The 19,594-nt window shown below is 72.2% G+C and carries 21 protein-coding genes; 10 read left to right on the top strand and 11 right to left on the bottom strand.

What is annotated here, in order from left to right; translation table 11 throughout:
- The first annotated feature begins 49 nt into the window (after positions 1–49).
- From AQJ54_RS12505 to AQJ54_RS12490, 4 genes are all read left to right on the top strand, one after another.
- Positions 50–1,588, top strand: coding sequence for a S8 family peptidase (locus AQJ54_RS12505; RefSeq protein ID WP_062236918.1), 1,539 nt, complete (start codon positions 50–52; stop codon positions 1,586–1,588).
- A 73-nt stretch (positions 1,589–1,661) separates the two neighbouring features.
- Complete coding sequence (locus AQJ54_RS12500) at positions 1,662–3,245, top strand: S8 family peptidase (RefSeq protein WP_062236915.1); 1,584 nt, start codon at positions 1,662–1,664, stop codon at positions 3,243–3,245.
- Between the two features lie 91 nt (positions 3,246–3,336).
- Complete coding sequence (locus AQJ54_RS12495) at positions 3,337–4,677, top strand: CoA transferase (RefSeq protein ID WP_062236912.1); 1,341 nt, start codon at positions 3,337–3,339, stop codon at positions 4,675–4,677.
- 110 nt (positions 4,678–4,787) lie between these two features.
- Complete coding sequence (locus AQJ54_RS12490) at positions 4,788–5,795, top strand: CopD family protein (RefSeq protein WP_062236908.1); 1,008 nt, start codon at positions 4,788–4,790, stop codon at positions 5,793–5,795.
- Positions 5,796–5,863: 68 nt separating this feature from the next.
- Here AQJ54_RS12490 and AQJ54_RS12485 read toward each other — a convergent pair whose 3' ends face one another.
- The 4 genes from AQJ54_RS12485 to AQJ54_RS12470 all read right to left on the bottom strand — a co-directional run bounded on the left by AQJ54_RS12485 (position 5,864) and on the right by AQJ54_RS12470 (position 9,372).
- The gene (locus AQJ54_RS12485) at positions 5,864–6,907 is read right to left on the bottom strand and encodes a zinc-dependent alcohol dehydrogenase family protein (RefSeq protein ID WP_062236905.1); all 1,044 of its coding nucleotides are present in this window, start codon (positions 6,905–6,907) and stop codon (positions 5,864–5,866) included.
- Between the two features lie 36 nt (positions 6,908–6,943).
- Complete coding sequence (locus AQJ54_RS12480; protein ID WP_062236902.1) at positions 6,944–7,639, bottom strand: lysoplasmalogenase; 696 nt, start codon at positions 7,637–7,639, stop codon at positions 6,944–6,946.
- On the bottom strand, positions 7,636–8,502 hold the full coding sequence (locus tag AQJ54_RS12475) for a sterol desaturase family protein (RefSeq protein ID WP_062236899.1): 867 nt from the start codon (positions 8,500–8,502) through the stop codon (positions 7,636–7,638). The genes AQJ54_RS12480 and AQJ54_RS12475 overlap by 4 nt, the downstream gene beginning before the upstream one ends.
- A gap of 159 nt (positions 8,503–8,661) precedes the next feature.
- Positions 8,662–9,372, bottom strand: coding sequence for a VIT1/CCC1 transporter family protein (locus tag AQJ54_RS12470; protein ID WP_062024265.1), 711 nt, complete (start codon positions 9,370–9,372; stop codon positions 8,662–8,664).
- A gap of 88 nt (positions 9,373–9,460) precedes the next feature.
- Between AQJ54_RS12470 and AQJ54_RS12465 the strand changes: the two genes are divergently transcribed.
- The 5 genes from AQJ54_RS12465 to AQJ54_RS12445 all read left to right on the top strand — a co-directional run bounded on the left by AQJ54_RS12465 (position 9,461) and on the right by AQJ54_RS12445 (position 14,784).
- On the top strand, positions 9,461–10,444 hold the full coding sequence (locus tag AQJ54_RS12465) for a DEDDh family exonuclease (RefSeq protein WP_062024267.1): 984 nt from the start codon (positions 9,461–9,463) through the stop codon (positions 10,442–10,444).
- A gap of 242 nt (positions 10,445–10,686) precedes the next feature.
- A complete protein-coding gene (locus AQJ54_RS12460; protein ID WP_078616881.1) occupies positions 10,687–10,920 on the top strand; it encodes a hypothetical protein in 234 nt (77 codons plus the stop codon).
- A gap of 70 nt (positions 10,921–10,990) precedes the next feature.
- Positions 10,991–11,788, top strand: a complete 798-nt coding sequence (locus AQJ54_RS12455; protein WP_062236896.1) for an SURF1 family cytochrome oxidase biogenesis protein — start codon at positions 10,991–10,993, stop codon at positions 11,786–11,788.
- Between the two features lie 423 nt (positions 11,789–12,211).
- Positions 12,212–14,023: a glycoside hydrolase family 15 protein gene (locus AQJ54_RS12450; RefSeq protein ID WP_211278524.1), complete on the top strand. Its 1,812-nt coding sequence runs from the start codon at positions 12,212–12,214 to the stop codon at positions 14,021–14,023.
- A gap of 5 nt (positions 14,024–14,028) precedes the next feature.
- Positions 14,029–14,784: an SDR family oxidoreductase gene (locus tag AQJ54_RS12445; RefSeq protein ID WP_062236893.1), complete on the top strand. Its 756-nt coding sequence runs from the start codon at positions 14,029–14,031 to the stop codon at positions 14,782–14,784.
- An 85-nt stretch (positions 14,785–14,869) separates the two neighbouring features.
- On the opposite strand, the gene amaP is transcribed toward AQJ54_RS12445, so the two are convergent.
- Genes amaP through AQJ54_RS12420 form a run of 5 tightly spaced genes read right to left on the bottom strand, consistent with a single transcriptional unit; the run spans position 14,870 to position 17,230 of the window.
- Positions 14,870–15,448 carry an alkaline shock response membrane anchor protein AmaP gene (gene amaP, locus AQJ54_RS12440; RefSeq protein ID WP_062236890.1) on the bottom strand — a complete coding sequence of 193 codons (579 nt, stop codon included), beginning with the start codon at positions 15,446–15,448 and terminating at the stop codon, positions 14,870–14,872.
- A gap of 5 nt (positions 15,449–15,453) precedes the next feature.
- The gene (locus AQJ54_RS12435) at positions 15,454–16,140 is read right to left on the bottom strand and encodes a DUF6286 domain-containing protein (RefSeq protein ID WP_062236887.1); all 687 of its coding nucleotides are present in this window, start codon (positions 16,138–16,140) and stop codon (positions 15,454–15,456) included.
- A complete protein-coding gene (locus tag AQJ54_RS12430) occupies positions 16,137–16,544 on the bottom strand; it encodes an Asp23/Gls24 family envelope stress response protein (RefSeq protein ID WP_248845339.1) in 408 nt (135 codons plus the stop codon). The genes AQJ54_RS12435 and AQJ54_RS12430 overlap by 4 nt, the downstream gene beginning before the upstream one ends.
- On the bottom strand, positions 16,541–16,735 hold the full coding sequence (locus AQJ54_RS12425) for a hypothetical protein (RefSeq protein WP_062024273.1): 195 nt from the start codon (positions 16,733–16,735) through the stop codon (positions 16,541–16,543). Before AQJ54_RS12425 ends, AQJ54_RS12430 begins: the two co-directional genes overlap by 4 nt.
- Before the next feature lie 36 nt (positions 16,736–16,771).
- A complete protein-coding gene (locus AQJ54_RS12420) occupies positions 16,772–17,230 on the bottom strand; it encodes an Asp23/Gls24 family envelope stress response protein (RefSeq protein ID WP_020140752.1) in 459 nt (152 codons plus the stop codon).
- A gap of 86 nt (positions 17,231–17,316) precedes the next feature.
- Between AQJ54_RS12420 and AQJ54_RS12415 the strand changes: the two genes are divergently transcribed.
- Complete coding sequence (locus tag AQJ54_RS12415) at positions 17,317–18,069, top strand: hypothetical protein (protein WP_062236883.1); 753 nt, start codon at positions 17,317–17,319, stop codon at positions 18,067–18,069.
- A 110-nt stretch (positions 18,070–18,179) separates the two neighbouring features.
- Here the strand turns inward: AQJ54_RS12415 and AQJ54_RS12410 are convergent, their stop codons facing one another.
- Together AQJ54_RS12410 and AQJ54_RS12405 are read right to left on the bottom strand one after the other, a co-directional pair.
- On the bottom strand, positions 18,180–18,992 hold the full coding sequence (locus AQJ54_RS12410) for an enoyl-CoA hydratase/isomerase family protein (protein ID WP_062024275.1): 813 nt from the start codon (positions 18,990–18,992) through the stop codon (positions 18,180–18,182).
- 129 nt (positions 18,993–19,121) lie between these two features.
- Positions 19,122–19,343 carry a helix-turn-helix domain-containing protein gene (locus AQJ54_RS12405; RefSeq protein ID WP_004002281.1) on the bottom strand — a complete coding sequence of 74 codons (222 nt, stop codon included), beginning with the start codon at positions 19,341–19,343 and terminating at the stop codon, positions 19,122–19,124.
- Between the last annotated feature and the right edge of the window lie 251 nt (positions 19,344–19,594).

The raw sequence follows: 19,594 nt of genomic DNA, 5'->3' as shown, positions 1-19,594 counted from the left end.
CCACCCTGTGCCTCGGGCCGGTTTCGTTTCCGGATGATGTGGAGACCCCATGTCCCAGCCGCGTTCTGGACGTTCGAGACGCAGCCTCGCGCTCGCCGTTCCGGTCGTGCTGTCCCTCACGGCCTCGCTCGGCTTCCTGCCCTCGGCCGCCTCGGCCGCCCCCGCCGCGGACTCCACGGCGCGGGCCGCGGACGCGACGAACCTGTCGTACGTCGTCAACACCCGGCTCGACCACCGCACGATCGCGGCGGTGAAGAAGGCGATACCGGTGGCCGGCGGCACCGTCGTGATCGCCTACGAGAAGATCGGCGTGATCGTCGTCCACTCCTCCGCCCCGGACTTCGCGCAGAAGATCCGCCAGGTGCGCGGGGTGCAGTCGGCCGGCGCCACCCGCACCTCGGCGCTGACCCCGGCGGGCACGACGGACGAGGGCGCGGTCCAGGTGCTGTCGGCGGAGCAGGCCGCGCAGGTCGCGAAGACCTCGGCCGCCACGCCGGACAGCGAGCCCCTCGAGGCCGACCAGTGGGACCTGCGCGCGATAGGCGCCGACCAGGCCGCCAAGATCAACCCCGGCAGCCGCAGGGTGACCGTCGCCGTGATCGACACCGGCGTCGACGACACCCACCCCGACATCGCGCCGAACTTCTCCGCCGCCCAGTCGGCCAACTGCAACGGCGGTGTCCCGGACACCACCCCGGGCGCCTGGCGGCCGTACACCGCGGACGACTACCACGGCACCCACGTGGCCGGTGAGATCGCCGCCGCGCGCAACGGCATCGGCGTGGCCGGCGTCGCGCCCGGCGTGAAGGTCTCGGCCATCAACGTGACCGACCGGAGCAACGGCCTCTTCTACCCGGAGAGCGTGGTGTGCGCGTTCGTCTTCGCCGCGGACCACGGCGTCGAGATCACGAACAACAGCTACTACGTTGATCCGTGGCTGTACAACTGCATGGACGACCCCGATCAGCGGGCCATTGTTGATGCGGTCAACAGGGCGCAGCAGTACGCGCAGAAGAAGGGCACGCTCAGCCTGGCGTCGGCGGGCAACTCCAACGACGACCTGGACTCCGACGCGCTCGTCGACGACTCCAGCCCCGACGACTCGACGGCGGTCGAGCGGACCGTCGACCCGCACGAGTGCTTCGACGTCCCGACGCAGCTCCCGGGTGTCGTCACGGTCAGCGCGACGGGCGTCAACAACCTCAAGTCGTACTACTCCTCGTACGGCAGGGGCGTCATCGACGTCGCGGCGCCCGGCGGCGACCGGCTCTACCAGATCCCGGACACGCCGTCGAAGAACGGCCGCATCCTGTCCACCCTGCCCAACGGCGCGTACGGCTTCCTCCAGGGCACCTCGATGGCCTCGCCGCACGCCGCGGGCGTCGCCGCGCTGCTGAAGTCGACGCACCCCAAGGCGAGCCCGGCCCAGCTCCAGGCGCTGCTCAAGGTGCAGGCGAACGCCACCAGCTGCCCGGCCTCCTACGACCAGGACGGCGACGGGACGCAGGACGCGGTCTGCGAGGGCGGCACCCGGGTCAACGGGTTCTACGGCTTCGGGATCGTCAACGCGCTGCGCGCGGTCAAGTGACGCGCCGATCCGGACCCACGGCACCACCCGCACGGACCGCTTGTCCCGAGAACGAACTGGAGAGACTTTCATCATGACAGGGCTCCACCCGCGCCGGCGGCGCGCGCTCGCGCTTCCGCTCGGCATGGCCATGGCGACGGCCATGGCGTTCCTCCCGGGGGCCACGGCGTCCGCGGCCGGCCTGCCCGGCACCGCGAGCGGCGTCCCGGGCGCCACGGCCGGTGCCGGCACCGCCGCCGACCTCCTCAGCGCCGCCGACGCGGACGGCACGGCGCTCAGCTATGTCGTCAACGTCCGTGCCGGGCACGGTCCTTCCGCTCAGGTGAGGAAGGCCATCGCCCAGGCCGGCGGCACGATCGTCACGTCGTACGACCAGATCGGCGTGATCGTCGTCCACTCGTCGAACCCCGACTTCGCGAAGACGATCCGCAAGGTCCGCGGGGTCGAGTCGGCGGGCAACACGCGCAACGCGCCGCTGCCCGCGCAGTCGACGACCGACGAGGGCACGCCGAAGGCGCTCAGCTCGGCGCAGATGGCCGCCGCGCAGGCCGCCGCCGACGCCGGCCAGGACCCGCTGGAGTCGTTGCAGTGGGACCTGCCCGCCATCAAGGCGGACAAGGCGCACGAGAAGTCGCTCGGCAGCAGCAAGGTGACCGTCGCCGTGATCGACACCGGTGTGGACGACACCCACCCGGACCTCGCGCCGAACTTCGACCGGGCCGCTTCGGTCAACTGCGTGACGGGCAAGCCCGACACGGCCGACGGGGCGTGGCGGCCGAGCGCGGCGGAGAGCCCGCACGGCACGCACGTGGCCGGTGAGATCGCCGCCGCCAAGAACGGCGTCGGCATGACCGGTGTCGCGCCCGGGGTGAAGGTGGCGGGCATCAAGGTGTCGACCACCGACGGCTACTTCTACACCGAGGCCGTGGTGTGCGGCTTCATGTGGGCGGCCACCCATGGTGTCGACGTCACCAACAACAGCTATTACACCGACCCCTGGTACTTCAACTGCACCGACGACCCGGACCAGAAGGCGCTCGTTGACGCCGTCACCCGGGCCTCGCGGTACGCGGAGAAGCGGGGCGTGGTGAACGTGGCCGCGGCCGGCAACGAGAACTACGACCTGGCGGCCGACGAGATCACCGACCCGGTGTCGCCGAACGACGGCACCCCGTCGGACCGGGTGATCGACCCGTCCGAGTGCTTCGACATACCGACGCAGCTGCCGGGTGTCGTGACGGTCGCGGCGACCGGTGCGAAGGGCATCAAGTCGTCGTTCTCCAACTACGGCCTGGGGGTCATCGACGTGGCCGCGCCCGGCGGTGACTCGACGGCCTACCAGACGCCCGCGCCGCCCGCGACCAGCGGTCTGATCCTGGGCACGCTGCCCGGCGGCAGGTGGGGTTACATGGCCGGTACGTCGATGGCGTCGCCGCACGTCGCCGCCGTGGCCGCCCTCATCAAGTCGACGCACCCGTACGCCCCGCCGGCCCTGGTGAAGGCGCTGCTGTACGCCGAGGCCGACGCCACGCCGTGCACGAAGCCGTACGACATCAACGGCGACGGCAAGGTGGACGCGGTGTGCGAGGGGTCGAAGAACCGCAACGGCTTCTACGGCTGGGGCACGGTGGACGCGCTGGACGCGGTGACGAAGTAGGAGCGCGAGCAGGATCAAGGGTCGATCGGGTCGATCGAGTCGATCAAAGTCGGTCCATATATTGATTCAGTCAATACTGCATAGTGCAGTCATGACTGGAATCAAGTTTGTGGTGCGGGAAGGCGTCCTCCAGGGGCGCCTTCCCGTCCGGGAACTGGCGCGTGCCTGTGTCGGCGAGTGCGCACGGGCCGCCGCCGAACTGGGGTCGCTGCGGGCCGGGTTGCCCGAGGTGCCGACCGCGCGGGTGGACGACGGGGCGGTCGCCGCCGCCTTCCTGAGCGAGCGCCATCTGTTGATCGACGGTCGCGCGCCGGTCACCTTCGCACCGCTGTCACGGTTCTGGCGGACGGCGGACGGCTGGGTGCGCACGCACGCCAACTACCCGCATCACCGCGCACGGCTCCTGGACGCGCTCGGGGTGCCGGACGACCCGGCGGCCGTCGAGGCGGCGCTCGCCGAGCGGTCCGCCCTGGACGTCGAGGAAACCGTGTACGCGGCCGGAGGGCTCGCCGTCGCCCTGCGCTCCCCCGAGGAGTGGGCCGCACACCCCCAGGCGGCCGAGGTGGCCAAGCGGCCGCTGGTCGAGCGGCGACGGCTGGACAGGGCACCCGCGCGCGTGTTCGCCCCGATCGGCGCCTCTCCCCTGCTGCCGGCCGCCGGTCTACGGGTCCTGGATCTGACGCGGGTCCTCGCGGGACCGGTCGCCACCCGCACCCTCGCCCTGCTCGGCGCGGACGTGCTGCGGCTGGACGCGCCGCACCTTCCCGAACTGCCCGACCAGCACGCCGACACGGGCTTCGGAAAGCGGTCGGCGACCCTCGACCTGGCCGGCGACCGGCGGACCTTCGAGGAGCTGCTGGCACAGGCGGACGTGGTCGTCACCGGGTACCGGCCGGGCGCCCTGGACCGGTTCGGGCTGTCCCCCGAGGCGCTGGCGGAGCGGCGGCCCGGTGTGGTCGTGGCGCAGTTGTCGGCGTGGGGCGCGTACGGGCCGTGGGCCGGGCGGCGGGGCTTCGACAGCCTGGTGCAGGCGGCGACGGGGATCGCCGTACTGGAGGGTGCGACGGAGGGCCCGGGTGCGCTGCCCGCGCAGGCCCTCGACCACGGGACCGGCTATCTGCTGGCGGCGGCCGTCCTGCGGGCGCTGACCGAGCAGGCGCGGGAGGGCGGGAGCCGTTCCGTGCGGCTGGCGCTGGCGCGGACGGCCCTCTGGCTGACGGAGGAGAAGGGCTGGACGGCGGGGCCGAGCGGGACGACGGCGGGCAACGCCGGGGGCGCACCCTGCGACGGCCCTCAGCGGTGGCTCGCGGAGACGGACAGTGCGCTGGGACGGCTGCGGTACGCGCGGTCGCCGGTCTCCTTCCAGGGCGGACCGGTGGACTGGGACCGGCCGCCGGTGCCGTGGGGCACGGACGCGGCGCGCTGGGGCTGAGCCCGCCCTGGCCCTGGGCGGGAGCTGAGACCTGCCGGTGGACGGAATGCCGTACTCCCAGTTGTTTCCCGAAGGTTGCCCGTTCTGTCCGGTCTGGCAAGTATCGTCGGGTGACCTTGAGCAGACCCACCGCCGAGACGGCTGACGCGAGCGGACCCGTGCGGCACCCCGGTGTCGGCCGGGCGGCCGCCGTCCTCGTGCTGGCGACATCGGCCGTGGCCATACCGCTGCTGGGGCCCTCCGCCGCCTTGCACGGCACCGGGGAGGCCGCCGCACCCGGTGCGGGCGGGCTGGCCCTCCTGCGGGCGATGCTGTTCGCGGCGCTGTGCGTGCCGCTGGGCGAGCTGTCCGTACGCCGCCTGGCCCGCTCGGTGCCCGGCGCCCCGCCGGACGGCCCGCGTTCCTGGGCACCTTGGGCGGCCGCCGTCGGTGCCGTCGCCGCGCTGGGGCTGGCCGCGGTCGTCGCGACCGGCAACCACGTGCCGCACCGCCTCTCCCAGATCGACTTCGGCGGCCTGTACGCCTCGCGCGACGGCCAGCTGGCCCTGCTGGAGATCAACGCGTTCCTGGTGGCCGGACTGTGCGCCCGCACCTACCGGTCTTCCGTCCAGGTGTGGCCCCTGGGCGCCGTGGTCGTGGCGGAGGCCCTGCGCGCGCATCCTCCGAGCGAACACACGCCCCTGGTGGGTTCCGGGCTGACGGCGGTGCATCTGACGTGCGCGGCCCTGTGGGCGGGCGGACTGCTGCATGTGCTGCGGACCCTGCGCCGCTGGGGGCCGACCGGGCAGGGCGCCGCGCTGCTCGGGCACTACGCGCGCGTGGCGGCCGTACTGCTCGCCGCCATGACCGCGACCGGGGTGGGGAGTTCGCTGCGCCGGATGCCGTCCGGCACGATCCTGACGCAGCTCACGGACACCGCCTACGGGCGCACCCTGCTGGCCAAGGTGCTCCTCGTCGCGGTCGTCGCCGTGCTCGCGCTGAGCGCCCGGCTGCGGCTGCGCCGCGCCCCCGACCCGCTGGCCGCCTGCGTCCCGGCGCGCGCGGAGGTCGTCGCGCTGGGTCTGGTGGTCGCGGTGTCGGGGCTGCTGACGGCGCTGCCGCTGCCGATCCGCTGGTGAGCGCCGACCGTGTTCGGCGTGGTCCCGCGGCTGGTTGGCCATGAGGACCTTTCAGCGCGGTCCCGCGGCTAGTTGGTCACGAGGACCTTGAGGGCCGTGCGCTCGTCCATGGCCTTGTAGCCGTCGGGGATCCCCTCGATGCCGACGGTCATGTCGAAGACGGGTGAGGCGTCGACGGTGCCGTCCAGGACGTCGGGCAGCAGCTCGGGGATGTAGGCGCGGACCGGCGCCACGCCACCGCGCAGGGCGATGTTCCGGTCGAACAGGACGCCGAGGTCGAGGCCGGTGCCGCTGCCGTGCGGCACACCGACGAAGCCGATGGCGCCGCCGTCGCGGGTGATGTCGACCGCCGTCCGCATGGACTGCTCGGTGCCGACGGCCTCGACGACGGCGTGGGCGCCCTGGCCGCGGGTGAGTTCGCGCACGGCCTCGACGGCGGCGTCCCCGCGCTCGGCGACGACGTCGGTGGCGCCGAAGCCGCGGGCGATGTCGGTGCGGACCTGGTGGCGGCCCAGGGCGATGATCCGTTCCGCGCCGAGCCGTTTGGCGGCGAGCACCGCGCACAGGCCGACCGCTCCGTCACCGACGACGGCGACGGTGGCGCCCGGGCGGACGCCCGCTCCCAGGGCGGCGTGGTGGCCGGTGCCCAGGACGTCGGAGAGGGTCAGCAGGGAGGACAGCAGACGGCTGTCGGAGGCCGCCTCCTTGGGCAGCCGTACGAGGGTGCCGTCGGCGAAGGGGACGCGTACGGCCTCGCCCTGGCCGCCGTCGTAGCCGACGGAGCCCCAGAAGCCGCCGTGTTCGCAGGAGGTGGTCAGGCCCTCGCGGCAGTAGTCGCAGACGCCGTCGGACCACATGAAGGGCGCGACGACGAGGTCACCGCGCCGGACCGTGCCGACCTCGGAGCCGGTCTCCTCGACCACGCCGAGGAACTCGTGCCCGATGCGCTGCCCCGGCTGCCGGGCCGCCTCACCGCGGTAGGCCCACAGGTCGCTGCCGCAGATACAGGCGCGCAGCACCCGCAGCACGGCGTCGGTGGGCAGTTGCACCACCGGCTCGGGGACGTCCTCCACACGCATGTCGTACGGGGCGTGGATGGTGGTGGCGCGCATGTCGAGGATCCTTCTCGTGCGAGGGCGTGGCGGCGCTCAGGGGGTGGTCGAGCGCACCTCACCGTACGTCGCCATCGGTCCCGGGCGCGCTTCGAGGGCTCGCAGGGTGCCTGTGGCCAGCAGGAACTGGGCGGCGAGGTACGTGAGCATGATCCACAGGTCGGGTCGGGGCGGCTGGGGCCAGTCGGCGACGCCGGTCGCGATGAGGGTGTCCGAGATCAGGAAGAGCGCACCGCCGAGTCCGGCGACCGGGCCGAGCCGGACGGCGGCGGCGCAGGCCATGGCCACGAGCAGGGTGCTGTAGCCGGCGACGGGGACGCGGAGACCGGCCGGCAGGTCGGGCCACAGCAGGGCGACCGTGGTGACGAGGGCCACTAGGTAGCCGGGGGCGAGGAGGGCGGTACGCGCGCGGGGCGTGCCGTCGCGTGTGAACAGGGCGAGGTAGCAGACGTGTCCCGCGGCGAAGCAGGTCATGCCCGCAAGGAAGGCGGGGTCGGCGTCGGACAACAGGAGCACGTCACCGCCCCAGCCGCACAGGAGCGCGGCGACGAGCAGGCGAGGCGCGCCCCGGGCGGCCGCCCACGCGGCGAGGAGCGGCATGAGGAGGGGCTTGGCGATGACGTGACCGCCGTGGAAACCGACGGCCAGGGAGACGAGGTCGAGGGCGGCGGCGAGGGCGAAGGCGGCGAGCAGGACGCGGCAGCGGCTCCCGGAGATGCGCGGAGTCCTCACGCGGGCACGGTTTCCTCGGCGGTCTCCGCGGCGGGCGCCGGCCCCCAGCCCGGTCCTCTGAAGACCCGGCCGGCTCGCTCGCGCCAACTCCGCGCGTTCTTGATGTCCTTGACGATCGCCACGTATTCATGGGTGGCCACCTTGATCGGGTTGAACGTGTTGATGTTCTTGGTCAACCCGTAGACAGGCCGTTCGGTCTCGGCGACGAACGAGCCGAAGAGCCGGTCCCAGACGATGAGGATCCCGCCGAAGTTGCGGTCCAGGTAGCCGCCCTGGGAGGCGTGGTGGACCCGGTGGTGGGACGGGGTGTTGAACACGAACTCGAACCAGCGGGGCATCTTGTCGATGCGTTCGGTGTGGATCCAGAACTGGTAGACGAGGTTCGCGGAAGAACAGAAGGCGAGGGCGGCCGGGTGGACCCCCGCGGCGACGAGGGGGACGTAGAACGGCCAGACGGTCAGGCTCGTCCAGGGCTGGCGCAGCGCGGTGGTGAGGTTGAACTTCCGGCTGGAGTGGTGGACGACGTGACAGGCCCACAGGATGCGGACGACGTGGTGGCCGCGGTGGGACCAGTAGTAGAAGAAGTCCTGCGCGAGCAGCATCAGGGGGATCGTCCACCACAGGACGGGGACGCGCAGCGGGGTGAGTTCGTACAGGGCCGTGTAGACGGCGACGATCGGGATCTTCCAGAGGAAGTCGAAGAGGAGGCTGCCGAGTCCCATGCCGATGCTGGTGGCGGCGTCCTTCGCCTCGTAGCCCGCCGCGTCCTCGTCGGGATGGATGCGGACGCTGATCACCTCGACGACGGTGAGCAGTACGAAGGCGGGTATGGACCAGACCACGACATCGGGGAGGTTCGGCATGCGTGCACCGTAGAACCGCAGCTCGGGCCCGGCTAGACGTTGTTACCGACAAGTATTCACGGCGGTACGCGCTTGCTTCTTGGCGATCTCCGCCAAGGGACGCCGGGGGACGAAAGGCTCTCGCAGAGAAGCTCACCGAGGGGACGGCCCGCTCGTCGACTAGACCCCCGCCGCCCCCAACAGCACCCCTACGCCATAGGTGACCCCCATCGCCAGCAACCCGCCCCCCACGTTCCGCAGCACCGCCCGCCCCGGCGCCGCCGCCCCCAGCCTCGCGCTGCTCCAGCCGGTCAGCACCAGTGCGCCCACCACCGACACCACCGTCACCGGCACCCGCCATCCGGACGGGGGCAGGACGATGGCCAGCAGGGGAAGCAACGCGCCCGCCGTGAACGCCAGGAAGCTCGCCCAGGCCGCGTGCCAGGGGTTGGTCAGTTCGTCCGGGTCGATGCCGAGCTCCACGCGCGCGTGGGCCCGCAGGGCGTCACGTTCCGTCAGTTGCTGAGCTGCCTCCAGGGCGACGTCCCGCGAGAGGCCGCGCTGCTCCAGGAGTTCCGTCAACTCCTCCAGCTCCGCCTCCGGTTGCTCGCGAAGCTCCCGCTTCTCCTGGGCCAGGGCCGCCTTCTCCGAGTCCCGCTGCGTCGACACGGACACGTACTCCCCGGCCGCCATGGACAGCGAGCCGGCGAGCAGCCCGGCCAGACCCGCCGTCAGCAACGCGGAGCGGTCGCTCGTCGCCCCCGCCACGCCGACCACCAGTCCCGCGGTGGAGACGATGCCGTCGTTCGCGCCCAGGACGGCCGCGCGCAGCCAGTTGAGGCGGGCGCCGAGGGCGCCGCCGTGGGCCTCGTCATGCGTCGGTTCGGTCATTCCGGGAGGATCGCACTCCTGTCCCCAGGAGCCCGGTACCGACGCCGCCGTGAGGGACTGTCAGTCGCGGCCCGTATCCTCAGGGACCATGCTCGAAGACCAGACGACCGCAGCGTCCTCCCCCACAGCGTGGCCGGCCGCGTATCCGCAGGGATACGCGGTCGTCGACGTGGAGACCACCGGCCTGGCCCGGGACGACCGGATAATCTCGGCGGCCGTCTACCGGTTGGACGCCCGCGGTGAGGTCGAGGACCACTGGTACACGCTGGTCAACCCGGAGCGCGATCCCGGTCCGGTGTGGATCCACGGGCTGACGAGCGACACCCTCGAAGGCGCGCCCCTCTTCCAGGACATCGCCGAGGAGTTCTCGGCCCGTCTCGACGGGCGCGTCCTCGTCGCGCACAACGCCGTCTTCGACTGGCAGATGATCGCCCGCGAGTACGCGCGCGCGGGGCGGGTGGCTCCGGTGAGCCAGCGGCTGTGCACCATCGTCCTGTCCAAGGAGCTCGGGCTGCCGCTGCCCAACCACAAACTGGAGACGCTGGCGGCCCACTTCGGCGTCGTACAGCGGCGGGCGCACCACGCCCTCGACGACGCGCGCGTGCTCGCGGAGGCGTTCCGGCCGAGTCTGCGGGCCGCGGCCGCGCGCAGTGTGCGGCTGCCGCTGCACGAGTGCCGGCCGCTGACCGAGTGGACGGACCGGGCCGTGCCCCGGCAGCCGTCGGGCTACGGCAGCTACCGGCCGACCAGTTGGCGGCCGGCGCGCAAGCGGCCCGCGTGCCCCTACCCCAACCCGGGGCGGTACGTGGACGGCAGACCGCTCAAGCAGGGCATGCGGATCGCGTTCTCCGGGGACACCTCGACCGAGCGGGACCTCCTGGAGGACCGGGCGATCGAGGCCGGACTGCATGTCGCCACCAGCATCTCCCGGCTGACCAGCCTCCTCGTCACCAACGACCCGGACTCGGGCACGTCCAAGGTGGTCAAGGCCCGGCAGTTCGGCACCCCCGTGGTCGACGAGGCGGCCTTCGGACAACTCCTCCGGGACGTGGAACCGGCGTCGGAGGGGTGACCGCACGGCACGGATCACTGGCGCAGGGGGCGGCCGTGCGGAACAGCAAGGGGCGGCCGCAGGGAGAAGCTACCGGCGGCGTCAGGGGGCCAAGCGGAACCGGCGCCGGCGCCAGAGGACGGTCGTACGCCACAGGGTGACCGGCGTCGGCGGGAGCGGTGCTGCCGACGGACGGGTGATTGTCGTACGACTCGCCCGGCGTCGGCTCGCCCCCGCGGCGGTCACCGCTCACCCTGTGGCGCATGGCGACTTGCGAAGTTTGCGGCAACAACTACGGAATGACCTTCGAGGTGCACGCCCAGGGCGCGGTGCATGTCTTCGACTGCTTCTCCTGCGCGATCCACCGGATGGCACCGATCTGCGAGCACTGTCGTGTGCAGATCATCGGGCAGGGTGTGGAGGTCGAGGGCCACTGGTTCTGCGGTGCGCACTGCGCCCGCGCGGAAGGGAAGGCCGGCATCGTGGACCGGGTCTGACCCACCCCTGCCCCACAGGAGGGCACCCCCTGCCCATGGCACCCCACGACCCGGGAGGTACCGTCGTGGGGTGTACCGCTTCCTGTTGTCCCGGCAGTGGGTGATCCTCACGCTGGTCGCCCTGCTCCTCATCCCCACGATGATCCGGCTGGGCATCTGGCAGATGCACCGCTACGAGGAGCGCACCGCCCGCAACAACCTGGTGACCCAGGCGCTGAACGCCGAGCCGGTGCCGGTGGAGGAGATGACCTCCCCGGGGCACACGGTCACCACGCACGACCGGTACCGCAAGGTCACGGCCAAGGGGCGCTTCGACACCGCCGCCGAGGAGGTCGTCCGGCGCCGCACCAACTCCGACGACGAGGTCGGCTACCACGTCCTGACCCCCTTCGTCCTCGACGACGGCAAGGTGCTCCTGGTCAACCGGGGCTGGATCCCGTCCAACGGGCCGAGCCAGACCGCGTTCCCGAAGATCCCCGCACCCCCCGCCGGGGAGATCACCGTCACCGGGCGGCTGATGCCCGACGAGACGACCGCGGCGAGCGGCATCAAGAACCTCAAGGGGCTCCCGGACCGGCAGGTCATGCTGATCAACAGCGAGCAGGAGGCCCGGCGGCTCGGCAAGCAGGTCCTCGGCGGCTACATCGCGCAGATCTCGCCGGAGCCGAAGGGCGACACCCCCGAGCTGATCGGCGGCAACCCCGGCAGTGAGGACGCCGCGCTGAACTACGCGTACGCGATCCAGTGGTGGCTATTCTCGGTCGGCGTGCCGATCGGCTGGGTGATCCTGGTCCGACGCGAGCTGCGCGACCGCCGCGAGAAGGCGGAGCGCGAGAACGCCGAGGAGGCAGAGCCCGCCGCGGTGTGATCCGAGGCGCACCGAACACACGGCCTTCCGGTCCCGGCGCGGCCGATCCGACCGCCCGTCTGATCCGAGGCTCACGGGCACGCCGCCCTTCGGTCCCGCGTGGCCGAGCCGATCGCCGCCTCATCCAAGGCAGACCGGCCACGCCGCGCCGCCCTTCCGGTCCCGACCTGGCCGAGCCGGCCCCCATGTGTTCCGAGGCGGACCGGATACGCGGCCCTCCCGGTACCGACCTGGCCGAGCCGACCCCCGTGTAATCCGAGGCGCACCGAACACATGGCCCTTCCGATCCCGCGTGGCCGAGCCGAGGCTCACCGGACACGCGGCCCCCTTCCGGTCTTGGCGGCGGTCTTCTCCGGCGCGGCGGTGTCACTCCCCCGGCCCCACCGTTGATTGCCGTTTCGGCCAGCCGGGAATCCGCACTGCGTGCACCCCCGAACCCCGCCGGCTCACCGGATCCCCCGTATCGAGGACTACGCCCTCATCGGCGACGAACAGACCGCCGCCCTGGTCGGCACGGACGGCTCCGTGGACTGGCTGTGCCTGCCCCGCTTCGACTCGGCGGCCTGCTTCGCGCGGCTGCTCGGCGACGAGGAGAACGGCCACTGGCGGATCGCCCCGCAGGGCGCGGACCGGTGCACCCGGCGCGGCTACCGCCCCGGGACCCTCGTCCTGGACACCGAGTGGGAGACCGACGAGGGCGCGGTGCGGGTCACCGACCTGATGCCGCAGCGCGACGTCGCCCCCGACCTCGTACGGATCGTGGAAGGCCTGCGCGGCCGGGTCACCGTGCGCAGCACGCTGCGGCTGCGCTTCGAGTACGGCTCGATCGTGCCGTGGGTGCGCAGGGCCCACGGGCAGCGGGTGGCCATCGCGGGACCCGACTCGACGTGGCTGCGCAGCGTGCCCCCGGTGCACACCTGGGGCGAACACTTCGGCACGCACTCGGAGTTCACCGTCGAGGAGGGCGAGAAAGTCGCGTTCGTCCTCACCTGGCACCCCTCGCACGAGCCGCGCCCTCCGCTGACCGACCCGTTCGAGACGCTGGAGAGCAGCGTGGCCGACTGGCAGGAGTGGTCGGCGCGCTGCCGCTACGACGGCCCGCACCGGGACGCCGTGGTCCGCTCCCTGATCACCCTCAAGGCGCTCACCTACCGGCCCACCGGCGGCATCGTGGCCGCGGCCACCACCTCGCTGCCCGAGGAGATGGGCGGGGTGCGCAACTGGGACTACCGCTACTGCTGGCTGCGCGACTCCACCCTCACCCTGGGCGCCCTCGTGCAGTGCGGCTACCTGGAGGAGGCCGAGGCCTGGCGGAACTGGCTGCTGCGCGCGGTCGCCGGTGACCCCGCGGACCTCCAGATCATGTACGGCGTCGCGGGCGAGCGGCGGTTGCCCGAGTTCGAACTGCCCTGGCTGTCCGGCTTCGGCGGCTCCCGGCCGGTGCGGATCGGCAACGAGGCGGTGAAACAGCTCCAGCTGGACGTGTACGGCGAGGTCATGGACTCCCTGTTCCTGGCCCGGCGGGCCGGATTGTCCGCCCAGCCGCACATGTGGTCCCTCCAGAGCGTCCTGCTGGGCTTCCTCCAGTCCTCCTGGCGGCAGCCGGACGAGGGGATCTGGGAGGTGCGCGGCGGGCGCCGCGACTTCGTCCACTCCAAGGTCATGGTGTGGGTCGCCGCCGACCGCGCGGTGCGTGCCCTGGAGGCCTTCCCCGAGCTGGGCGGCGACCTGGAGGGCTGGCGCGCGCTGCGCGACGAGGTCCACCGCGAGGTCTGCGAGAAGGGCTACGACGCCGAACGCAACACCTTCACCCAGTACTACGGCTCCCGCGAGCTCGACGCGTCCCTGCTGTTGATCCCCCGCGTCGGCTTCCTGCCCGCGGACGACCCGCGGGTGGTCGGCACCATCGACGCGGTCCGCGCCGAGCTGGAGCACGACGGGTTCGTACGGCGGTACAGCGCCGAGGAGACGCCGGTGGACGGGCTGCCCGGTGGTGAGGGCAGCTTCCTGGTGTGCTCGTTCTGGCTCGCCGACGCGCTGCACATGACGGGCCGCAGGACGGAGGCGCGGGCCCTGTTCGAACGGCTGCTGGGCCTCGCCAACGACGTGGGGCTGCTGTCCGAGGAGTACGACCCGGTGGCCGGCGCGCAGCTCGGGAACTTCCCGCAGGCGTTCAGTCACATCGGACTGGTGACGACCGCCCTCACGCTCTTCGGTGCCGAGCAGGCAGGATAGGGGCCATGGATCTTGGGCTGAAGGACCGTGTGTACGTCGTCACCGGAGCGACCCGTGGGCTGGGCAACGCGGCCGCGCGTGAGCTGGTCGCGGACGGGGCGAAGGTCGTGGTGACCGGGCGGGACGAGTCGCGTGCGCTCGCTGCGGCGGCGGAGTTGGGGCCGAACGCGGTGGGCGTGGGCGTCGACAACGCCGACCCGTCGGCGGCGGAGGCTCTGATCGCCGCCGCGCGTGAGCATTTCGGCGGGTTCGACGGGGTGCTCATCAGTGTCGGCGGGCCCGCGCCCGGCTTCGTCGCCGACAACACGGACGAGCAGTGGCAGGCCGCGTTCGAGTCGGTGTTCCTGGGGGCCGTTCGTCTGGCTCGGGCGGCTGCGGCGGAGCTGGAGGCCGGGGGTGTCATCGGGTTCGTACTGTCGGCGTCGGTGCACGAGCCGCTTCCCGGGTTGACCATTTCGAACGGGCTGCGGCCCGGGCTCGCCGGGTTCGCGAAGTCGCTCTCCGACGAATTGGGGCCGCGCGGAATTCGGGTGGTGGGGCTTCTGCCGTCCCGTATCGACACGGATCGTGTGCGGGAGCTGGACGGGATGTCCGCGGATCCGGAGGCTACTCGGGCGGCGAACGAGTCCCGGATTCCGTTGCGGCGGTATGGGACGCCGGAGGAATTCGGGCGGGTGTCGGCGTTTTTGCTGTCGCCGGCTGCTTCTTATTTGACCGGGGTCATGTTGCCCGTTGATGGGGGCATGAGGCATGGGTTTTGAGGCGCGGGCCGGTGGGGGCTTGTCGCGCCCACGCGGCGGAGCCGCACATCGATACAGCCCCGCGCCCCTAAAAGCCAAAAGCTCCTCAACTGACCCTTTCTGCTTTGTGCTTGACGGCGGTCATGCGGACCTCGGCCGGAAGGGACTCGAGCCCCGCTGAATTGCGGGCGTGTGCCAGGGACTCTTCCGTCAGGTAGTTCAGGGTTGTCCCCGGGTCCGCGTGCGGTTCCAGGTGGAGGTGTACGTGGGTCTCCGGGGCGTCCGGGCGGCCCTTCAGGCGGGCTTGGGCTCGCTGCACGCCGTCCAACCGGCCCGCGTCGCTCGCCAGTACGCCCTCCAGGGCCCGGCCCCTCAGCAGCGCGCCCTCGCCGTCGCCCGTGTTGACGCGGACCTCCGTGAGGCGGCGCCTGCGCAGGACCGCCGTCAGCCACCACAGGGTCAGGAGCACCACGAGGGCCAGCGCGGCGATGACCGTCGGCCACCACCAGCTCTCGTCGTTCCAGCGGGTGCGCTCGGCGTCGCTCAGCAGGACGTCGTGCTTGCCGTCGTGGATCCACCAGGACGGCGGGTCCACGCCGAGGCCCACGGCGAGCACCGAGCCGCCGAGCACCAGCAGCGACAGACCCACCAGGCCGATCAGTACGCGGTTGACGGTCCTCAGCATCGGTCTCAGCCCTTCTTCCGGGCGGCGCGCGCCACATGCACCGCGAGGGCGGGGGGCCGGGACAGACCCAGTCCCCTGATCGCCTCCGCGAGGGTCAGGTCCAGGTCGGCGCGCACGTCGTCCAGTTCGCGGAAGTGGGAGACGGCGCGGACGTCGGCCTTCCGCCGCCTCATCCGGACCCGCGCGGACTGGACGCCGGCCACCTCCATGGCCCGGTCGCGCAGGACCATGGCGGCGGCGTCCCGGTGGAGTCCGGCGCGGACGTCGGGGTGGGCGCGGTGCATCGGGAGGACCGCGCGCAGGCCCGGTGTCACGGCCAGCACGATCAGCCACAGGCCGAGGAGTGCGGCCACGCCCGCGCCGACCAGGACCCACGTGTCGTCCAGGGGGCGGGTGGCGAGCTGGTGGGCGAGTTCGCGGCGCCAGTGCATAGGCGGCCGGTGGGCCCGGACGGCTGCGATGTCGTAGAGGAACACGCCCGCGGTGAGCAGGAGCAGCAGCGCGACTACGGCCGCCGGGATCCTGCGCGCCGACCAGAACCGGCGTTGGGTGCCGCCCGTCCCGCCCTCCGGGACCGGTGGGGGTCCGTACGCGGCCGCCGACGCGGACTGGCCGCGCTGGTCCGGTTCGGCCGCCCGTTCGATGACCGGCAGTCGTTGTGTGGTGCCCTCGGAGCCCTGGGGCTCGCTCATCGCGTCCTCCCCTGTGCCGCGCCGTGTCCCTGTGCCGGATGCAGCCGCTCCACCTGGACGGCGACCTCCGACACCTCCATGCCCACCAACGCGACTACCCGCTGGACCACTTGCTGACGCACGGCTTTGCAACGCGCCCCGATGTCGCAGGGGTAGTCGAGTTCCAGGTGCATGCGGACGCGGGCCAGGCCGTGGTGGACGACGACGGTGGCGTACGGGGGTTCGGCGTCGGCGGGCAGCGCTCCGAGCGCCTCGCGGGCGGCCTGTCCGGCGACCTTCGCCACCACCCGGTCGGCGATGCGGGTCGCGCCCCGCTCGCCCGGTGCCACGGCGTCGGCGGTCCCGGGTCTGCGGAACGCCTCCGTCTCGCCCGCCTCACCGGTCTCGCTGCTGACGGGCGTCATGGCCGCCGGTCACGCCGGTCGTCACGGCTGCGGAAGAAGTCGCCGACCTCCAGGTCCCCCTCCAGGAACCGGCCGACGACGAAGCCGATGGCGCCCAGCGCCGCCACCAGCAGGAAGGCACCGAACCCGCCGAAATACCCTGCGAAGCCCAGCGCCATGCCGGCGATCATGCCGACCACGGCCATGCTCATCGTGCGCTCCTCTGAAGGTCCTCAAGGTGGGTGCGGTCACTGGATCCGGGGTTCCGGTTCCTCGTCCTCCTCGTCGGGCAGCTTCACATCGCTCACCGCGATGTTGACCTCGACGACCTCCAGCCCGGTCATGCGCTCCACGGCGGCCACGACGTTCTCCCGTACGGCCTTGGCCACGTCGGCGATCGAGACGCCGTAGTCGACGACGATCTCCAGGTCGAGCGCGGTCTGCACCTCGCCGACCTCGGCCTTGACCCCGCGGGTCACGGACTTGGAGCCGCCGGGCACCCGGTCGCGCACGGCACCGAAGGTGCGGCTCAGGCCGCTGCCCATGGCGTGCACGCCGAGGACGTCCCGGGCCGCGAGCCCGGCGATCTTCTCCACGACCCCGTCGGCGATGGTGGTACGGCCTCGGGTGGCCGGGTCGCCGCCACCGCGCCTGGTGGTCTTGCGCAGCTGCGGCTCCGCCTCGGTGCTCTGCGTCATGTCGGTCATCGCCGTCACCCCTTTCGGTGGTCCTCCTTCGACCACCGTAAGTGCGCTGGCGCGATCTCGCGCCGGAGATGCGGCAGGCTGGAGGAATGACGGCGGAGCAGTGGGCACGGACGGTGCGGCACCAGCTGGGACTGGGCAGGCTGCTGCCCCTGGGCGGGCCGGGCGACGGGGCGTGGATCTCCGAGGAGGCGGCCACGGCGGTGCTGCGGACCGCCGCTGACGGCCTTGTGGGGGCACGGCTGGGCACCGTGCGCATCGGACTCGCCCATCCGGGGGACGCTGACGAGTCCGTCGTACCGGCGCCGCCGTCCGCGCTGCGGCCCGGCCCGCTGCGGCTGTCCGCGGAGTTCGAGGCCACCCCCGCCGAGCCGTTGCCGGAGACGGCGGAGCTGCTGCGCACGGTCCTCGCCGGGGCGGCCGCCGAGTCGCTGGGCCTCGATCTCGCCGAGGTGGACCTGCGGGTGACGGCTCTGCTGGACGAGACGGCCCTGCGGGACGAGGCGGCGGAAGCCTCCTCCGTACGACCGGAAGGGCGACCGGAGCCCTCGTCCGTACGGCAGCCCGCGGAAGCCGCGCCCGGCGACGAGACCCTGGCGGCCGTCGCCGCGCTGGCGGTGCCCGGTGTGAGCACGCTGACCGGTCTCCTGGGGCGCCCCGTGCACATCGGGGACCGGGAGACCGGGGAGGGCGCACTGCCACGCCGCCATGTCCGCGTCGAACTGGCGGTCGGCGCGGGCCGCCGGGCCGTGGACGTGGCCCGTGAGGTCCGCGCCGCCGTGGGCGCCGCGCTGCCGGATCATCCGACGGTGGCCGTGCTGGTGACGGCCGTGGTGAGTTAGTCCCCGACGCGGGTGATGGTGACGGCCGTGACCGGGCCAGTCGCCGACGCGGTGCTGCTGACGGCCGTGACAGGGTCCGTCCCCGATGCCCGCCGACCCCCGTGACCGGGTCAGTCCCCGATGCCGGCCAGGTCCCGCAGCCGTCGGGTCTGGGCGGCCCGCTCGGCGCCGCGCTGCTCGTCGTAGGTGCGGTCCTGGGCGCCACGCAGCAGCGCCTTGGTCTCGATGACCGCGTCGCGGGGGGCGGACAGGAGCGCCGCCGCCAGGTCCTTGACCGCGCCGTCGAGCTGGTCCAGCGGTACGGCGAGGTTGGCGAGGCCGGTGTTCACCGCCTCCTCGGCCGTGACGAAGCGCCCGGTGGCGCAGATCTCCAGCGCCCGGGCGTAGCCGACGAGGCCCACCAACGGGTGGGTGCCGGTGAGGTCGGGGACCAGGCCGAGGCTGGTCTCGCGCATGGCGAACTGCACGTCGTCGGCGACGACGCGCAGGTCACAGGCGAGGGCCAGCTGGAAACCGGCTCCGATGGCGTGCCCCTGTACGGCGGCGATGGACACGACGTCACTGCGCCGCCACCAGGTGAATCCCTCCTGGAACTCGGCGATGGCGGCGTCGAGTTCGGAGTCACCGCTGCGGGCGAGGTCGATGAACGACGGCTCGCCCTCGATCCCCTCCGGCGTGAACATCTGCCGGTCGAGCCCGGCGGAGAAGGACTTGCCCTCGCCACGCAGGACGACGACCCGGACGGAGCCCGGCAGCAGCCGGCCCGCCTCGCCGAGGGCACGCCACAGAGCGGGACTCTGGGCGTTGCGCTTGGCGGGGTTGGTCAGCGTCACCGTGGCGAGGGTGTCCTCGACGGTGAGCCGTACGCCGTCCTTGTCGAGCAGGGGAACGAGTTCCTGGCCGTCCTGGCTGGACGTAGCCATGAGGCGCCTCCGATGCGTGCGGTCATCTCAGTGCCGTGGCTCGGCACAGCTAAGTGACTGCACAGTAACCACCCGGTCGACCGGTCGATCGACCGGGTGGCCACCATCGAAGCCGATGGGCCGCCCGGTTCAGGACGATGCGGCCTTCTTGCCCCGCGTCGCTCCGCCACGCCCTCGAAGCGTGACGCCCGATTCGCTGAGCATCCGGTGGACGAAGCCATACGAGCGGCCGGTTTCCTCGGCCAGCGCCCGAATGCTCGCACCGGAGTCGTACTTCTTCTTCAGGTCTGCCGCGAGCTTGTCGCGCGCGGCGCCGGTCACCCGGCTGCCCTTCTTCAGAGTCTCGGCCACCCGTGCCTCCTCATGGGAAGTGCGCTCTGGTCTCCTCATGATCACCCCTCCGGGCGTTCATGGCCACCCATTCGGCAAGGTCCGTGAGACATGGTTTTGACGACAGGAGCGAGTCCCCACATACGGAATGTGAAATTCCGTAGAGAGGTGTTCGGACCACCGAACGGGTTCTTTTGTGAAATACCAGGTCAGCGATGTACGACGGCCGAGCCCCCCGCGATAGAGGACTCGGCCGTGAAATGGATGTAGGA

The sequence above is a fragment of the Streptomyces griseorubiginosus genome (assembly GCF_001514195.1).
GTDB lineage: Bacteria > Actinomycetota > Actinomycetes > Streptomycetales > Streptomycetaceae > Streptomyces > Streptomyces griseorubiginosus.
This window is presented reverse-complemented; position numbering and strand designations above follow the sequence as displayed.

Excerpts from the sequence above, each read along its gene's own strand:
- AQJ54_RS12505 (WP_062236918.1), top strand. The coding sequence starts at position 50 with ATGTCCCAGCCGCGTTCTGGACGTTCGAGACGCAGCCTCGCGCTCGCC.
- AQJ54_RS12500 (WP_062236915.1), top strand. The coding sequence starts at position 1,662 with ATGACAGGGCTCCACCCGCGCCGGCGGCGCGCGCTCGCGCTTCCGCTC.
- AQJ54_RS12495 (WP_062236912.1), top strand. The coding sequence starts at position 3,337 with ATGACTGGAATCAAGTTTGTGGTGCGGGAAGGCGTCCTCCAGGGGCGC.
- AQJ54_RS12485 (WP_062236905.1), bottom strand. The coding sequence starts at position 6,907 with ATGCGCGCCACCACCATCCACGCCCCGTACGACATGCGTGTGGAGGAC.
- AQJ54_RS12475 (WP_062236899.1), bottom strand. The coding sequence starts at position 8,502 with ATGCCGAACCTCCCCGATGTCGTGGTCTGGTCCATACCCGCCTTCGTA.
- AQJ54_RS12470 (WP_062024265.1), bottom strand. The coding sequence starts at position 9,372 with ATGACCGAACCGACGCATGACGAGGCCCACGGCGGCGCCCTCGGCGCC.
- AQJ54_RS12465 (WP_062024267.1), top strand. The coding sequence starts at position 9,461 with ATGCTCGAAGACCAGACGACCGCAGCGTCCTCCCCCACAGCGTGGCCG.
- AQJ54_RS12460 (WP_078616881.1), top strand. The coding sequence starts at position 10,687 with ATGGCGACTTGCGAAGTTTGCGGCAACAACTACGGAATGACCTTCGAG.
- AQJ54_RS12445 (WP_062236893.1), top strand. The coding sequence starts at position 14,029 with ATGGATCTTGGGCTGAAGGACCGTGTGTACGTCGTCACCGGAGCGACC.
- amaP (WP_062236890.1), bottom strand. The coding sequence starts at position 15,448 with ATGCTGAGGACCGTCAACCGCGTACTGATCGGCCTGGTGGGTCTGTCG.
- AQJ54_RS12435 (WP_062236887.1), bottom strand. The coding sequence starts at position 16,140 with ATGAGCGAGCCCCAGGGCTCCGAGGGCACCACACAACGACTGCCGGTC.
- AQJ54_RS12430 (WP_248845339.1), bottom strand. The coding sequence starts at position 16,544 with ATGACGCCCGTCAGCAGCGAGACCGGTGAGGCGGGCGAGACGGAGGCG.
- AQJ54_RS12425 (WP_062024273.1), bottom strand. The coding sequence starts at position 16,735 with ATGAGCATGGCCGTGGTCGGCATGATCGCCGGCATGGCGCTGGGCTTC.
- AQJ54_RS12420 (WP_020140752.1), bottom strand. The coding sequence starts at position 17,230 with ATGACCGACATGACGCAGAGCACCGAGGCGGAGCCGCAGCTGCGCAAG.
- AQJ54_RS12415 (WP_062236883.1), top strand. The coding sequence starts at position 17,317 with ATGACGGCGGAGCAGTGGGCACGGACGGTGCGGCACCAGCTGGGACTG.
- AQJ54_RS12410 (WP_062024275.1), bottom strand. The coding sequence starts at position 18,992 with ATGGCTACGTCCAGCCAGGACGGCCAGGAACTCGTTCCCCTGCTCGAC.